At 66.2% G+C, this 16,070-nt stretch carries 14 protein-coding genes and 1 pseudogene; 4 read left to right on the plus strand and 11 right to left on the minus strand.

What is annotated here, in order from left to right; all coding sequences use genetic code 11:
- Positions 1-83: 83 nt before the first annotated feature.
- Both DPV74_RS02290 and DPV74_RS02295 read left to right on the plus strand, forming a co-directional pair.
- Positions 84-647, plus strand: coding sequence for a cytochrome b (locus DPV74_RS02290; protein WP_048027888.1), 564 nt, complete (start codon positions 84-86; stop codon positions 645-647).
- 192 nt (positions 648-839) lie between these two features.
- Positions 840-1,988, plus strand: a complete 1,149-nt coding sequence (locus DPV74_RS02295) for a porin (RefSeq protein ID WP_119336427.1) — start codon at positions 840-842, stop codon at positions 1,986-1,988.
- Between the two features lie 57 nt (positions 1,989-2,045).
- Here DPV74_RS02295 and DPV74_RS02300 read toward each other — a convergent pair whose 3' ends face one another.
- On the minus strand, positions 2,046-3,101 hold the full coding sequence (locus DPV74_RS02300; protein ID WP_091922888.1) for a porin: 1,056 nt from the start codon (positions 3,099-3,101) through the stop codon (positions 2,046-2,048).
- Positions 3,102-3,408: 307 nt separating this feature from the next.
- Here DPV74_RS02300 and DPV74_RS02305 point away from each other — a divergent pair, with 307 nt between their 5' ends.
- Entirely contained in the window at positions 3,409-4,137 is a 729-nt protein-coding gene (locus tag DPV74_RS02305; protein ID WP_048027892.1) for an IclR family transcriptional regulator, read from the plus strand.
- 42 nt (positions 4,138-4,179) lie between these two features.
- On the opposite strand, the gene DPV74_RS02310 is transcribed toward DPV74_RS02305, so the two are convergent.
- The 10 genes and pseudogenes from DPV74_RS02310 to DPV74_RS42080 form a co-directional block, all read right to left on the minus strand.
- A complete protein-coding gene (locus tag DPV74_RS02310; RefSeq protein WP_175895146.1) occupies positions 4,180-5,631 on the minus strand; it encodes an NAD-dependent succinate-semialdehyde dehydrogenase in 1,452 nt (483 codons plus the stop codon).
- A gap of 84 nt (positions 5,632-5,715) precedes the next feature.
- Positions 5,716-6,048, minus strand: coding sequence for an NIPSNAP family protein (locus DPV74_RS02315; RefSeq protein ID WP_091922886.1), 333 nt, complete (start codon positions 6,046-6,048; stop codon positions 5,716-5,718).
- Positions 6,038-7,666, minus strand: a complete 1,629-nt coding sequence (locus DPV74_RS02320; RefSeq protein ID WP_091923074.1) for a bifunctional 3-(3-hydroxy-phenyl)propionate/3-hydroxycinnamic acid hydroxylase — start codon at positions 7,664-7,666, stop codon at positions 6,038-6,040. The genes DPV74_RS02315 and DPV74_RS02320 overlap by 11 nt, the downstream gene beginning before the upstream one ends.
- Complete coding sequence (locus tag DPV74_RS02325) at positions 7,663-8,544, minus strand: alpha/beta fold hydrolase (RefSeq protein ID WP_091923072.1); 882 nt, start codon at positions 8,542-8,544, stop codon at positions 7,663-7,665. Before DPV74_RS02325 ends, DPV74_RS02320 begins: the two co-directional genes overlap by 4 nt.
- 26 nt (positions 8,545-8,570) lie before the next feature.
- Entirely contained in the window at positions 8,571-9,176 is a 606-nt protein-coding gene (locus DPV74_RS02330) for an amino acid synthesis family protein (RefSeq protein WP_021157757.1), read from the minus strand.
- 50 nt (positions 9,177-9,226) lie between these two features.
- Positions 9,227-9,742: a VOC family protein gene (locus tag DPV74_RS02335; RefSeq protein ID WP_059562561.1), complete on the minus strand. Its 516-nt coding sequence runs from the start codon at positions 9,740-9,742 to the stop codon at positions 9,227-9,229.
- A 12-nt stretch (positions 9,743-9,754) separates the two neighbouring features.
- Complete coding sequence (locus tag DPV74_RS02340; RefSeq protein WP_048027898.1) at positions 9,755-10,792, minus strand: sialidase family protein; 1,038 nt, start codon at positions 10,790-10,792, stop codon at positions 9,755-9,757.
- 15 nt (positions 10,793-10,807) lie between these two features.
- Positions 10,808-11,620: an SDR family NAD(P)-dependent oxidoreductase gene (locus DPV74_RS02345; protein ID WP_091922884.1), complete on the minus strand. Its 813-nt coding sequence runs from the start codon at positions 11,618-11,620 to the stop codon at positions 10,808-10,810.
- Between the two features lie 49 nt (positions 11,621-11,669).
- Positions 11,670-13,250: an acetolactate synthase large subunit gene (locus DPV74_RS02350; protein WP_091922882.1), complete on the minus strand. Its 1,581-nt coding sequence runs from the start codon at positions 13,248-13,250 to the stop codon at positions 11,670-11,672.
- A 584-nt stretch (positions 13,251-13,834) separates the two neighbouring features.
- Positions 13,835-13,981, minus strand: a pseudogene (locus tag DPV74_RS42080) (DUF1016 N-terminal domain-containing protein); the annotation flags it as partial.
- Positions 13,982-14,902: 921 nt separating this feature from the next.
- Between DPV74_RS42080 and DPV74_RS02360 the strand changes: the two are divergent.
- Positions 14,903-16,044, plus strand: a protein-coding gene (locus tag DPV74_RS02360; protein WP_162922924.1) for an IS3 family transposase whose coding sequence is annotated in 2 segments (ribosomal slippage) — positions 14,903-15,140 and positions 15,140-16,044 — 1,143 coding nt in all. Because the reading frame shifts where the segments join, the coding sequence is not laid out codon by codon here.
- Positions 16,045-16,070 lie beyond the last annotated feature (26 nt).

Raw genomic sequence — 16,070 nt, forward strand, 5'->3', positions numbered from 1 at the left:
CTCGGTTCGACGAAGATCGGCGCGAGACGTTGACGATCGGCATCCCGCCTGTCGCAGCGTCGCTTCAAAGGAAGACAAATCAAATGGAACACCAGGCCATTGCATTCACCGTGGAGAAATACCCGCTCGCGCTTCGGCTGTTGCACTGGGTCAGGGCGATCCTGATCGGCGCGCAGCTCTGGACCGGCTGGACGATGGTCCGGCTCGACGACAACCTGCCGGCCAAGTTCGACTGGTACTACCCGACGCACAAGGAGTTCGGCGTGCTCACGCTGCTGGTGGTCGTCACGCAACTGGCGATTCGGTCGATGAAGCCGTTGCCGCCGCTGCCTGCCACCCTGCCGACGCTCGACCGCAAGCTCGCCAAGATCGGCCACTACCTGCTGTACGCGCTGGCGATCGTCGTGCCGCTGATGGGTTATTCGATGTCCAGCACTTTCACGCAGAGCGACGGCGTGCCGTTCTTCTTTTTCCGCGTACCCGAGCTGCTGCCGAAGAACGACCACTGGTTCGAGGCGTTTCAGTGGCTGCACCGGACGCTCGCCTACACGTTGCTCGCGCTCATCGTGCTGCATGTGCTCGGCGCGCTGAAGCACCGCTTCTTCGACCGCAACCCGGAAAACGACGTGCTGCGGCGGATGCTGTAGCTCCGCTACGCGGAACCTCGCGCCCGGCGAGGCGCCGTATTCGGTCCGCTCGATCGCGGCGGACCGATTTTCTTCCCGATTAATATTTCGTTTAACTAACGATAAACGGACCCGCTGCACGCGTCCGGTGCTGACGCACGCCGTCGGAAACCGTGTCGCCACGCGCGGGCCGCCCACACCTGGAGATCGACGATGAAGAAGATGATGGCGGCCGTATCGGCCGCGAGCGCCATGGGTTTCGGCCTGCCGGCCCACGCGCAAAGCACCGTGACGCTGTACGGCCTGATCGACGAAGGCATCAATTTCACGAGCAACGCGGGCGGCAGCACGGCTTACCAGATGATCAGCGGCGATACCGTCGGCAGCAACTGGGGCTTGAAAGGTACCGAAGACCTCGGCGGCGGCCTGAGGGCGCTGTTCCAGCTCGAAAACGGCTTCAACGCGAGTACGGGCGCGCTCGGCGTGACGTCCCGGATGTTCGGCAGGCAGGCTTATGTCGGACTCGATTCCGACCGGTTCGGCACGCTTACGCTCGGCCGCCAGTACGACCCCACGCTCGACATGTGGAGCCCGTTCACGGCCACCGGAAACTGGCTCGGCGACTTCGGCGCGCACCCGTACGACAACGACAACGCCGACTGGGACTACCGCATCCAGAACAGCGTCAAATACGTGTCGCCCGCGTATGCCGGCTTCAAGGGCGAAGTGCTCTACGGCCTCTCGAACCAGGCGGGCGGCTTCGCGCGAAACCGCGTCTACAGCGCGGCCGTGCAGTACCAGATGGGCGCGTTCTCCGCCGCCGTCGCCTACCTGAAGGCAAACAACGGCGGCGCGACCGCGGGCGGTGCGCTGTCGAGCGACGACACGGTATTCGGCGGCCGCTCGCAGCAGAACATCGATGCCGGCGCGTCATACAAGTTCAGCGACAAGTTCACGCTCTCCGCCGCGTATTCGCACGTCGACGTGACCAACCCCGATCCGAATCTCTATTTCGCGAACCCGCCTGCGTCAGGCACGCAGAACGCGTGGAAATTCGACAACTTCGAGGTCAACGGCCAGTATTTCTTCCGGCCTGACTTCTGGCTCGGTGCCGCCTATGCATTCACGCATGCGCATGTCGCCACGACGGCCGGCGACGCATCGCCGAGCTGGCACCAGTTGTCGATGATGCTCGACTACGACCTCAGCAAGCGGACCTCGACCTACCTCCAGGCTGCATACCAGCATGCAACCGGCAACACCGGTACCGACTTCGAATATGCGCACGTGCTCGGCACGGCCGGGCAGTCGTCGGGCCGCAACCAGCTGGCGCTGCGGATCGGGATGATGCATCGGTTCTGAGCGCGGCGACCCGCGGGCCGGGTTGCCGCACGCGGCAACCCGTGCTTTCCCGTGCGGTCAGAACTGATACCGCACCCCGACGCGCACCGCGGTCTGCGACGTGCCCGCCGCCGCTGCGCCGAGCGCGGCCTCGACCTGGGCACCGTAAGCACTGTCGTGCCCGCGCGCGACCACCGCGTACAGCCCCGTGCGCTTCGACAGCGAATAGTCGGCGCTCAGCGTGATCTGGTTGGCCGAGCCGATGTCCCCGCCGCGCTGCTGGTACTGGAAACCGCCGCCGAGCTGCAACGAGGGCGTGACCGAATAGGTCAACCCGGCGTCGTAGGTAGTGGCGCGCAACGGCGCGGCAGCGCTGATCCGTACGTCCGACACCATGCCGAAGACGCGGAACGGCCCGACGTTGTAGCCGGCCCCGCCCGAGAAGTTGCGCAGATTGCCGCCGGCAGCCACGTCGTGCTGGCCGAAATAGGCGAGCGCTGCGCTGAACGCGCCTTGCGTGTAGGACAGCATCGCACTTTGCACGCTGCTGCGCGCGACCGTGCCGGGCACGTTGCCGAACCCCCACATGCCGCCGAACGCGACACCGCCGAACGTCGGACTCACGTACTTCACCGCGTTGTTCACCTGCACACCCCACACGCGGTTGTCGAGCGCGCCGCCCGCCGACGCGTTCGCCGGCAAGCCCCACGCGAGCAGCCCGGCCGGCGTGTTCGCGCCGATCGCGAACGACGGCATGAGATCGCCGACGAAATCGAACTGCCGCCCGAGCGTCACGGTGCCCCAGTCGCCGCCGAGCCCGACGTACGCTTGCGAACTGAACGCGGAGCCCGGCACGGTCAACGTGCCGTCCGATGTCTGGAACTGGCTTTCGAGCCGAAATACCGCGAAGTTGCCGCCGCCGAGGTCTTCCCTGCCCGTCAGGCCCCACACGTCGTTGCGCGACACGCCCGCCTGGAGCGCGAGCTGGCGGCCGCCGCGCGGCGCGGAAGCGACGTCGCTCGTATAGGTGATGCCGGTGTCGAGCGAACCGTAGAGCGTCACGCTCGACTGCGCGAACACCGGCGAAACCGCACCGCAGCCGCACAGCGCCACCATCTTCAACCACGTTCCCATCTTCTTCTCCTCATCGAATATTCATGCATCGCGTCCGCGAGCCGGATCGCACGCAGGCCGTGTCGGGTTGCGTTATCTGCATCGTCAACATAGGATTCCATATTGATTCGATGCGACGCGATCACAGGACGATCAGCGGCATGTGTCGCGCGCCTTCCTTGATGCGGGTCCGGTTGCCGCCGCCACGACTTAAGTTAGACTACGGCCCTGCCGTCGCCGATGTGTCGCGTCACCCGCGACCGCGGCGCGAGCCGTTTCCGATCCTCCCGTTCCATTGCCGCAAGCCGCCTGATTTCCGGATCACGTCATGTCGAGCCTCACCAAAATGCTGTCCATCCTCGACGTCTTCTCTTCGTCCGCGACGTCGATGACCGCCGAGGAAATCGCCGAACACATGGGCTTTTCACGCACCACGTGTTATCGCTACGTGAAGGAACTGGCTTCCGTCGGCCTGCTCGTCGGCACCAACGGCCGCTATACGCTGGGCCCGCGCATCATCCATCTCGACTACAACATGCGGCAGTCGGACCCGACGCTCACCGCCGCGAAGCCCGTCATCCAGAAACTGGTCCAGGTCACCGGCGGCGATGCGCTCGTGTCGACGCTGTTCGACGAACAGATCATCAACGTCATGCACGAAACCGGTGCCGAAAACCTGCAGCTCGGTTTCGGCCGCGGCCGCATCATGCCGCTGTTCCAGGGCGCATCGTCGAAAGTGATCGTGGCCGCGATGTCGCGCGCGCGCCTGAAACGGCTGCACGAACGGCACAACGCCGCGTTCGGCGAGTTCGCGGCCGACTGGACACAGTTCTGGCGGCACTGCCAGCAGATCGTCGAGACCGGCTACTGGATCTCGCGCGGCGAACTCGATGCCGGTTTCGTCGGCATCGCCGCCCCGATCCGCACCGCCAGCAGCGGCGAGATCAACAGCAGCCTGTCGCTGGTCTTTCGCGCCGAGCACTTCGCGCTGTTCGACGAGCACGTGCTCGGCAAGCTGCTGATCGACGCCACCGCGCAGATCGGCGAAGCCACCTGAAGGCTGGCGCGACGTCGCGCGCGGGCGCCGGCGCGCGCACCGTCAGTTCAGTTGCGTGATGAATTTGGTGACCAGATAACCGTCGAAGGTCTCGGTGCCTCCCTCGCTGCCGAAGCCGCTGTCCTTCACGCCGCCGAACGGGATCTCCGCCGGCCCCATGCCGAAGTGATTGATGTTGACCATGCCGGCCTCGAGCGCGCGGCCAATCCGGTGCGCGTTGCGTGCCGATGTCGTGAATGCATACGACGCCAGGCCGAACGGCAATCGATTGGCTTCGGCGAGCGCATCGTCGAGTGCATCGAACGGCACGATCCCGACGATCGGGCCGAACGGCTCGTCATTCATCAGGCGCGCCTCGCGCGGCGGTGCCACGACGACCGTCGGCGCGAAGTAATGGCCGGCCCCCGGCAAACGCGTGCCGCCCGCGACGATCGCCGCGCCGTTCGCCTTCGCGTCGGCGACGAACGCGTCGATCTCCGACACGCGCCGCGCATGCGCGAGCGGCCCCATCGTGACACCCTCCTCCAGTCCGTAGCCGACGCGGATCTTGCCGACCGCTTCCAGATACGCGGCAACGAAGCGATCGAACACCGCGCGTTGCACGAAGAACCGCGTCGGCGACACGCACACCTGCCCGGCATTGCGAAACTTGTACGCGGCCAGCATCGCCGCCGCGCGCTCGATCTCGGCATCCGCGCAGACGATCACCGGCGCGTGTCCGCCCAGCTCCATCGTCATGCGCTTCATGTGCGCCGCGGCGAGCGCCGCCAGCCGCTTGCCGACCGGCACCGAACCGGTGAACGAGATCTTGCGCACCTGCGGCGCCTCGATCAGTTGCGTCGACACGTCGCCCGGCACACCCCACACGATGTTCAGGCAGCCCGGCGGCAACCCCGCATCGTGGAAGAGGTGCGCGAGCGCGACGAGCGCACTCGGCGATTCCTCGGGCCCTTTCAGCACCAGCGTGCACCCCGACGCAAGCGCGGCCGCGATCTTGTGCATCGCCTGGCTGAACGGGAAATTCCACGGCGAAAACGCCGCGCACACGCCGATCGGCTCCCGCAACACCGTCTGCATCACATCCGGCGAACGCGCCGGCACGACGCGGCCGTAGGTGCGACGCCCCTCCTCCGCGTGCCATTCGAGCTGTTCCGCGGACGACATGACCTCCGCGACCGCCTCGCGAAGCGGCTTGCCCTGGTCCATCGTGATATGGCGGCCGATGGACTCGGCGCGCTCGCGCACGAGCGAGGCGGCGCGCCGCAGGATGTCCGAGCGCACGAGCGGCGACTCGCGGCGCCATGTCGCGAACGCACGATGCGCGGCATGCACGGCGGCGTCGATATCGGCCCGCGTCGCATGCGGCAGGTCGCCGAGCACGCGGCCGTTGCCCGGATCGAAGACGGGCTGCGTGCGCCGGCCGTCGGCCGGCAGGAACCGTCCGTCGACATACAGACGAAGCGGCGGGTAATCGACGCACGCATCAGGCACCATGCGCGAAGTCAGCGGCGTAAACGGAATCAAGACGGAACCCTCGGTTGAAAGTGCGCGGTTGGCGCGGACGGCGCGACGGCCGCTTCACGCCGCCTGTTGCGGCGCATGCAGCAAGCCGCCGATTTCCTGCCGGAGAATCTGGTTTTCCTGCCTGACGAGCAGATGCCGGACCTTGCCGCGAAAAATCCCGAACTCGGGATCGACCATCAGCGCGGCACGCCGCCGCGCACGCGTGTCGAGCGAATCGAATGCCCACAGATAGACGAGCTGGTTCAGCGGCCCGACTTCCGTCGCGAAACAGCCGATCATCGTGCCGAGCACCCGCTCCTGCGCGGCGCGTCCGCATTCCGCATACAGCCGCAGATATTCGGCGACGCCGCCCGGCACCAGCGTATAGGTGCGTTGTTCAACAAACATGCGCTTCCTCCCGTTGTCGTGGCGCGAACGCCTGAAAGGCCGCGGTCGCGCGGGCCATCCCCACGGCGTCCGTCTGCGCCGCCACGTAGCGATCGGGGCGCACCACCACGAGCGGGCCGGCATGCCGGTCGAACCACGCCGCCAGCGCGTTGTCGACGTCCTCGACGCAGGCGCTGCCGTGCACGCTGGTCACGCGCCGGGCGCGACTCGTCCCGCTGCGCGAACGGCTCACCTGCACGAACGCCGCGCCGAGCGACGTCCAGTACGCGCGATCGTCGTCGCTCAGGCACGCTTGCGGATCGCACTGCCAGCCGACGATCGAGAACCACGGACCCAGCACGTCGTCGAGTTTGCGGCGCACGCCATCGGCCGTTTCGACATCGGGCTGCACGATCATCCTGCCGATCGCATCCGATCCGCCGGGCAGCACGATGCCGCGCGTGTAGCTCGGCATCGGCTTGAACCGCATCTGCAGGATGTAGTCCTTCAGTCCCGGCGCGAAGCGGACCAGCCCGAGAACGCGATCGCGCACAAACGCGACGAGCCGGTTGGTCGGCATCAGCATCGCGCCGAAGGTGTCCGCGAGGTCGATCATCGCCTTCGCGTGATCGCGCCGCTCGGATTCGTACGTCGAGATCACGCCGGGATGCAATGCGCCACGGACGATGCCCGCCAGCTTCCACGCGAGGTTGCCCACGTCGCGCAGGCCCGCGTTCAGGCCCTGGCCGATCCACGGCGGACTCAGGTGCGCAGCATCGCCGACGAACGCCACGCGACCGACAACGAAACGCTCGGCCACCCGCGAATGGTGCGTGTAGGTTCGCGCGCGCACGATCTCGACGCGATCGATGTCGTCGACGTACGGCGCGATCAGCGCGCGAATCGAGTCGGGCTGGGCGATCGCCGCTTCGTCCTCATGCGGGAACACGAGAAACTCCCAGCGCCGGAAATCGAACGGCAGATAGATGCAGACGTTCGGGCGGCGCGGGTCGCAGTTCAGCGCCGTGCAAGGCTGGTCGAGGCCGGCGTTCTTCACATCGACCACGACCCACTTGATCGGATGCGTCGTGCCGGCGAGCGTGACGCCGAGCAGCTCGCGCATCGGGCTGCGTCCGCCGTCGGCCGCGACCACGTAGTCGGCCTGGAGCGCATACTGCCGGCCGTCCGCGCGGCGCACCTGCAACGTGACGCCTCCATCGTCCTGTTCCACATCCACCACTTCCTCGCTGGTTCGCAGCGACACGTGCGGATAGCGGGCCAGCCCGGCACGCAGCGTTCGTTCGGCCAGTTGCTGCATGAAGATGTTGCGCCGCCACCAGCCGAATTCGCGGATCGACGGGCGGATATCGGCAAAGCATTCACCGTTCGCCTTGAACATGCGCAGCGGCACGTTCTGGATGATGTCGCGGCTCAGTTCGTCGGCTAGCCCCGCTGTCTGAAACATCCGCAACGCTTCGTCGTCAATGCCGACCGCGCGCGGAAATTCGACGACGTCCGCCGCCTTCTCGACGATCACCGTCGCGATGCCGTAGAGGCCGAGCAGATTCGCCATCGCCACGCCGTTCGGCCCGGCGCCGACGATCGCGACCGATGTCCGCTCCGGATTGTTCGCCTTCATGCGTCGGCTCCCGTGCGCCATGCCGGATCGTCGAGACGATCGAGCCAGGTGCGCAATGCGTGGTTGAACGCGGCGGGCTGATCGTCATGCACGTAGTGCGTCGCGCCCGGAATATCGAGCCAGTCGATGCCGGCGCTGGCCGCCATTTCGGCCGCCACTTCCGCGGACAGGAAATCCGATTCGCCGCCGCGCAACAGCAGCGTCGGCACCTGCAGGTTGAGAACCAGCGGCCACAGATGGACGAGCTGCTCCGGCGACGCGGCCAGCCGGGCCGCCGCGATCCCGACGGCGTCGTGCCGCCACACGATCCGTCCGTGTGCGTCCTCCTTCAGCGAGTGCGCGACGCGCGAATCGAGCGCGGATTCCGCGATGTTCGGCCGCTGATGCCGCCAGAATGCGCGCGCGTCGTCCCACGACGCGAACGCGTCCGGCGTTTCCTTCAGCTCGCGCTTGATGCGCTCGGAACCTTGCGAGCCGGCCGACGCGCCCGGGCCCATGTCCTCGATCACGAGACCGGCAAGCCGGTCCGGATTCGATGCCGCGTAGACGAACGCATTGGCGCCGCCCATCGAATGCCCGGCCAGCACGAATCGTCGCAGGTCGAGCGCGCGTACCAGCGCATCGAGATCGCGCACGTAGGCCGCCGCGTAATAGTCCCGCCGCGGATCCCAGTCGCTCAGCCCGCGCCCGCGCTGATCGAGCGCGACGACCCGGTAGCGGTCGGCCAGCGCGTCGGCAACGGGCTCCCACGTCCGCGCGTAGCTGCGCAAGCCGTGCAGCATCACCACGGCCGGCGCATCGTCGCGACCCCAGCTCACGTAGTGCAGCCGCAACCCGTCGCTCTCGACCCATCCATCCTTGACGGACACCGTATTCATCATTCGCTCTCCGGCAGCCCCTGCTTTCACACCAGGCCGTCGCGGCCGACGATCTCGCTCGCCTTCAGCCCGCCGAGCCGCGCATGCAGGCGACCGCGCGTCGCGAACGCGAAGATCACCAGCACTTCGTCGTCGTTGGGCGCGTCGGGAAACAGGCACGTCACCGTGTCGTAGTGCGAGCGCACGTAGAGCGCATCCTTGTGCGCGAGCGGCACGTCGATCACCGTGTTGATCGGGCCGCGCTTGCCGCTCGACGGCACCCACGATTTGCCGCCGCCCAATGCCGCACGGATCGGCTCCGCGAAGATCGACGTGAGGAACGCGTTGCCGTGTTCGTATTCGCCGGCCGAGCCGACCAGGCACGCCTTGCCGTAGCTCTCGATCGCGCGGCCCGCCGCGAGCGACTCGATGCGTCGCGCGAATTCCTGCCCGAGCGCCGGCGACGGGCGTACGAGATCGTCAAGATTTTCGCTGTACCGCCCCGCATACGGGTTGTGCACGGCCGCGGCGATCACGATCTTGCGCAGCGGCTCGCCGTCCGCGAGCTGGCCGGTCTCGTTCGCGAGCGAATCCTCGATCTGCGTATACCACTTGCGGATATGAAAGCCCTCGAAATTGGCGATCTTGCTCATCAGTAATCCTCTATAAAGTATCGATGGTGTCGGAATGGACGGCGGGCACGTCAGTCGAACAGCGGCTCGAGCTGAAAGGGATCGCTGGGCGCGTTGTACCGGTGCAGCACGCGCTTGCCTTCCTCGTCGTCCGTGACGGTTTCGCAAAAGAATTCGAGCCGGTTGCCGTCCGGGTCCGAAAAATACACGCCGATTCCGACCTTGTGATCGGTGATCTTCACGATCGGCACGTCGCGACGGATCAGCATCCCGTACAGCCGGCGCAGCTCGGTCAGGCCGCCCGCGATTTCGAGGCCGTAGTGCTGCAGGCCGATCGTGCCGAGTTCCGCATCGGACGCCGCGCGAATCAGCGCGATGTCATGGTGTTTCTGGCCGAACGACATGAACACCCACTGCTCGCCGCGAGCGGTTTCCGTCATGCCGAGCACGTCGGCATACCAGATGCTCGAGCGCACCGGATCGCGCACGAACAGCGACAGGTGCGTGCGCTGCACGCGCGGTACCGGCAGCGGCAGCCCAAGCGCGTTCGCATGCGCCGCTCGTTGCTGGAGGTCAGGCTGGGTCATCGCTCGCTCCGCTCAATGCGTCGACTGCGCGTGGGCGACGAGCGGCGCTTCGAACGGCGTCCACGCCACGGCCGTGATCTCGCTGAAATCGCGCCATTCCTTGGTCCAGCTCCGGCCGCCGTCGTGTGAACGGAACAGGTGCCCGTACTTGGTCCCCGCATAGACGAGCCCGGGCCGCGCCGCATGGACGCCGAATGCCCAGAACGTCGAATTCGGCGGCGTGTGCAGATCCGTCTCGTGCCATGCACGGCCGCGATCGGGCGAGCGGTAGATACGGCTGCGCGTGCCCGGCGTGCCGTCGCCGATCGCCATCAGCAGGTCGCCGCCGGGCGCCGCCAGCGGGACGACCGTGCGCGTGTAGTACAGCCCGTCGAAGCGGTCGCGCGACAGCTTGCCGTCCCAGGTCAGGCCGTCGTCGTCGCTCACGTGCACCGCATTCACCGTCAGCAACACCGTGGTCTTCGGCTGGTGCGGCCCGGCGGGCAGCACGGCGATCGCATGAATGTCGCTGTTGCGGATCGCCGTGCCGGGGCCGTCCACGCGCGTCCAGGTCGCACCGGCGTCGCGGCTGCGCCATGCGCCGCCTTCCTCCACGCCGTACCACACGTTGCGGCTGTCTTCCGGGTCCACGCAGATCGTCAGCAGCCGCGGACGATTGACGCCTGAACAGAACTCCGGAAACTCGGGAGCCGTTCGCGCCCAGGTCAGCCCCGCGTCGCTCGACTTGTAAAGCGCGGCACGCGACGGCGCGCCGGTGCCCGCATACAGCACGGCCGGATTCGCCGGATCGATCGCGATGGACCAGACTGTCTGCCCGTTCAGCAGGTTCTCGGGGCGAAACCAGTGCGCGCCGCCATCCTCGCTGATGCACAGCCCCGAATCGGCGCCGGCATACACGCGCGACGGCGTCGCGGGGTCCACCGCGAGCGCGCGCACGATGCCGTCGAACTCGATGGGCTCGTCCAGCCCGAGGCGATGCCAGGTCTTGCCGTCGTCGTTCGAGCGCAGGATGCCTTGTCCCGCGGTGGCGACCAGTACGGTTGCGGTCATGCGATGCTCCTTGTGTCAGAGAAAAATGCCGCGCGTGAGCCCACCGTCGCAGCCGATCGACTCGCCGGTGATCGAGCCGGACTTCGGTGACGCGAGAAACGCCACGATCCATCCCATTTCTTCCGGCTGCAGCACGCGCCGGATCGGCGTGACCTTCACGTAGTTGGCCTCGACCTCCGCGGCCGTCAGCCCCTGCTTCTGCGCTTCCTTCTCGTAGAGCTCGTGAATGTGCGGCGTCTCGACGACGCCCGGGTGAATCGTGTTGACCGTGATGCCGAACGGGCCGAGCTGGTCGGACAGCGTCTTGGTCAGGTGCACGATCGCGACGTTGCGCATGCCGGACAACTGCTTGCTGCCGCGGCCGGTGAGCCCGCCGATATTGACGATCCGGCCGAAACCATGGCGCCGCATGTAGGGCGCGGCCGCCTTCGCGCAACGCAGGTAGCCGACGACCTTGATGTCGATGTCCTGGAGCAGCCCCTGCGGATCCGCGTGCTCCAGCTCCGCGCGCACGAGGCCGCCCGGATGCGCAGCGCCGTTCAGCAGGATGTCGAGCCGGCCGAAACGTTCGACGCTCGCCGCCATCGCTGCTTCGATGGACGCCATGTCGGTCGTGTCGAGCGTGACGGGCAGGATCGCGCCGGCCGCGTCGCCCAGCGGCGCGAGCGTCGCGCGAATCTCGGCGGCGGCGGCCTCGAGGTGTCCGAGGCGTCGCGCGGCAATGGCGACGTTGACGCCTTCGCGGGCCAGTTCGAGCGCGACCGCCTTGCCGATGCCCATGCTGCCGCCGGTGATGAATGCGGCTTTTCCGTGGAGTTGCAGGTCCATAACGATGAAAGATCAGAGTCGGGATTGAAGAAGTCAGCGGGTAGCGCGATCAGGGCAGGCACATTTCGATGAGCCGCGGCCCGTCGGAGTGCGCGAGCGCGACGTCGAGCGCCTGGGACAGCGCCTGCACGGTATTCGTGCGCTCGGCCGGTACGCCGTAGCCGCGCGACAGCGCGAGCCAGTCGATCGGCGGATCGTCGAGCAGGGTCAGGCGGCTCGCGTGCGGCGTGTCGGCCGGCAGGCCGCCGCGTGCGAGCTCGGTCTGCAGGATGCCGTAGCGCCGGTTCGAGGCGATCAGCATGACGATCGGCAGACGCTCGCGCGCCATCGTCCACAATGACTGGATCGTGTACTGCGCGCTGCCGTCGGACTGCAGCGCGAACACGCGGCGCTCAGGGCACGCGACGGCGGCGCCGAGCGCCACCGGCAAGCCCTGGCCGATCGCGCCGCCCGTGTTCGTGAGGATCGTGTGACGGCGCGCGCGCGCCGACGCGGTCACGAACGGATAACCGCACGTGCCGCCCTCGATCGACACGATCGCGTCGTCGGGCAGCGCATTCGCCAGCACGCGGCCGACGGTCTGCGGCGTCAGCGGCCCGTCCTCCACGCGCCAGCGTTCGATAGGCACCCCATCGTCGTTCGTTGCCGCGCCGATGCGATCGGCCAGCGCCTCCAGCGCGTCGTCCGCCGCATCGCCTGGTGTTGCCAGCGTCACGATGTCCTCGGGCCGCGCGAGTTCGCCCGGAATGCCCTCGTAGCCGAAGTAGGTGACGGGCGCGAGCGCGCCGGCGAGCACCACGCGCCGGCCGGCCAGCGCAGCGAGCGCCGGTTCGGGGAAATAAGGCAGGCGGTCGATGTCCGGCAGACCGCCGCCGCGCTCCGCCCGCGCAGGAAAAGTCTCGCTGAAGCAGGTCGCACCGGTGGCCGCCGCGATGCGCGCTGCCGCCCGCTGCCCACGCGCCGACAGCGCGCGGGAGCCCATCAGCAGGACAGCGCGATGACCGCTGAGCAGCAGGTCGGCCACCTGTTCGACCCGAGCGGCATCGAACGTCACCGCAGCCGGGCGCACGATGGCGGGCCACGCCGCACTGCGCACCCGGACCGATTGGAGATCGACTGGAAGCACGAGCGTCGCGACGCCACGCCGCGTGCCCATCGCGGCGGAAATCGCGTCGGCCGTGTCCGTCGCGAGATCGGCGTCGCGCGCCACGCTGCGATACCACACCGACACCGGACGGGCGAGCGATTCGATGTCCGACGTCAGCGGTGCGTCGTACTTCAGATGCTCGCGCGTGTGATCGCCGACGATGTTCAGGATCGGCGTGCGGGCGCGGCGCGCATTGTGCAGGTTGGCAATGCCGTTCGCGTGGCCGGGGCCGAGATGCAGCAGCGTCATCGCGGGCTTGCCGGTCATGCGGCCATAGCCGTCCGCGGCGCCCGTGCACACGCCCTCGAACAGCCCAAGGATCGAGCGCACGCCCGCCACGGTGTCGAGCGCACCGACGAACGGCATCTCGGTCGTGCCTGGATTGGCAAAACAGACGTCGACACCGGCGTCGCGCGCCGTGGTGAGCACGACGCTCGCCCCGCTTCTTGCTTCGGTATCGCTGCCCAACTGTGGGATGTTCATGCGGCTGCTCGACGGGTTTGGCTAAGGTGTTTTTACTGTAATCCCTAATTACGGGATTTGTCAAACACAACCACGCCCTTCCTCGTCAGAAGAAGAACGGGAAATTCCCGAACATTTCCGGATTTCGCGGGGATACATCCTACTGAAAAGACAACGCAATATTTTGCATTTACCACAATTCGGGATTTGACCAAAAAAATGGAGAGGGTATGCGGCAAGTCGGCGCCCGTGCCGCGCACCGCGACAAACCTGCTCGAGAGCGCCGACGGTCAGGGCCAGTACGCGCTGGACTCGCTCGGGTTCGGCACGAATTCGAAAGCGCTCGTGGGCTGTCCAGGGATCGCTTTTGTCAGTCGGTCAAGAATCGCCCGAAGGGCGTGACGACGAGCCGGCTGCAGTCGGCGCTGAGCCCGCGACTCTGGATCGTGTACCGCGTGAACCGCGGCGCACTCGATTCAGACAATGGAAGCGGCTACGAAGCCGATGTGAAATGGACCGGCACGCGGTAGCTCGCGACCGTGGTGACAGATGCCACCGACCGTCGTGCCGACCAGCCGGTTGGTGCGCAGGCCGGCCGCATTACGGGAGTTCATCCGCTCCTGCAACTGCCGCGACGACCAGCGCTCCAGGCGACAGAGTTCGATGTAGAAGTCGCGCTTGAGCGGGTCGTCGACGTACATCAACATCCTCAGATGGGTCCAGCTCAATTCTCTCCGCAGGGCGGAGAGAATTCAGCCACCGGCCCGCCGAGGCCCTCGCCTGTCACCGCGCTAAATGTGCGCGCGCAATTGAGCTTCGGCACCGCCAGAGACAAAGCCGCCCCTCCAGTCGCCCCGCCCAGATCGAAGAACCTCCAGGCCCGCGAGCGACGCAATGCCCAATGAACCCGCCCACCGACACGTCGTCGCCCGCGCCAGAATTACAGGGGCGCCGAGACGGTGGCGGCAGCGTTTTTCGATCGCCACGGCGGGGGCGCTCAATGCCCTTCGGACACGATGCCTCGCACGCGGAGGCTCCGCCTAAGTCCCGAAATGAAGGAGAACCTGGCCCTTACTATGTTCCCCTTCATTCCGCCGGATCCTGCCTCGAAATGGACCACTTCGGCGGAGCGCACCGCGCCCGTCTTTCACTGCACAACCGCACACGTCCTAACTCGCCCCCTGAAGTTTCTACGAAAAAGCTGCCAAACTTCCGCGTCCACACGCGCACCACACGTCGGTCGCGCTAGCTTGCAAACTCATCCGTCTATCAACGCGCATCGCACGTTCGGCGTGATGCATGACCGCAGTCAAACAACGCTCGTGTCCCTGTCCGATTCGACCGGCCAGCCAAACTCCGGATTCGCCGCGCCTCTCGACGAACACTAAAAAGACACTAAAAATCGCGGCACGAACAGGTGCCCGGTAAACATCGGCAGGTCCCTCTGTCGAAGGCCCTTGCCAGCCGGGGCTTCGACAGATTCCAGCGCCCCAACCCAACACCCCAGACTTCACGATTCATTTAACTTTGAATCGTGGCTGTGCTGTCAGCCAATGCCCGTAAGGCTTTCCGTTCCGCCCCCTTAAAACGAAACTCGCGTCAGCTCGCCCTGGACCGGCCAGCCTTTCGTAGACATCTTCGAGCCATAATTTATGGCAACCGAGGAGGTCAGGATGAGCGGCAAGCGGTACACGGATGAGTTCAAGATCGAGGCAGTCAAACAGGTAACCGAACGGGGTCATTCGGTGGCGGATGTGGCGCAGCGGCTGGGCATCACGACCCACAGCCTTTACGCCTGGAAACTGAAGTTCGGCAGGCCCGACGTCGTGCGGCAAGCGGAGCTGGATCAGAGCGCCGAGGTTCGGCGACTGAAGGCCGAGCTCAAACGCGTGACCGAGGAGCGCGACATTCTAAAAAAAGCCGCCGCGTACTTTGCAAAGGGATAGCGGCAAGGTACGCGTTCATGCGAGCCCATCTCGGCGAGTTCCGCCTGCACTCGATGTGCCGGGTCCTTGGCGTGCATCGTAGCGGCTATTACGTCTGGCAGCGGCAGACAGTCGGGGCCCGCAAGCGTGAGGATGAGCGATTGCTCGGTCTGATCAAGCATGCGTGGCTGGCCAGCGGCGGCGTCTATGGCTACCGCAAGGTCACGATGGATTTGCGTGAATCGGGCGAAACGTGCAGCCGTCACCGCGTCCATCGCCTCATGAGAGGCGAAGGTCTGCGGGCAGAAGTGGGCTATGGCAGCAAGCCCCGCTATCGGGGTGGTCCGGTCGGCGTAATCGCCAACGTGTTGAACCGTGAGTTCGCGCCAACCGCACCGAACCGGGTCTGGGTAACGGACATCACGTACATCCGGACCTACGAGGGCTGGCTGTATCTGGCGGCTGTTATGGATCTGTACTCGCGCCAGATCGTCGGTTGGGCTACGCGCTCGACGATGACCAGCGATCTGGTTTTACAGGCGCTGTTGGCTGCGGTTTGGAAACGCAAACCGGGACCCGGTGTCATGGTGCATTCCGACCAGGGTAGTCAATTCACGAGCGATGACTGGCAGTCGTTCCTGAAGGCACACCATATGGTGCCAAGCATGAGTCGGCGCGGTAATTGCCACGACAATGCCGTGGCCGAGAGCTTCTTCAGTGCCCTAAAGAAGGAGCGAATCAAGCGGCGCATCTATCCGAGTCGGGCGACCGCGACCTCGGACTTGTTCGATTACATCGAAATGTTTTATAACCCGGTTCGTCGGCATGGTTCCGCCGGCGATCTTTCACCGATTGAGTTCGAGCGGCGCTACGCGTTAAACGGCTCGTGAGTGTCTATGAAACTCTGGCCGGTCCA

Source organism: Burkholderia sp. HAN2018 (assembly GCF_024704855.1).
Classification (GTDB): Bacteria; Pseudomonadota; Gammaproteobacteria; order Burkholderiales; family Burkholderiaceae; genus Burkholderia; species Burkholderia cepacia.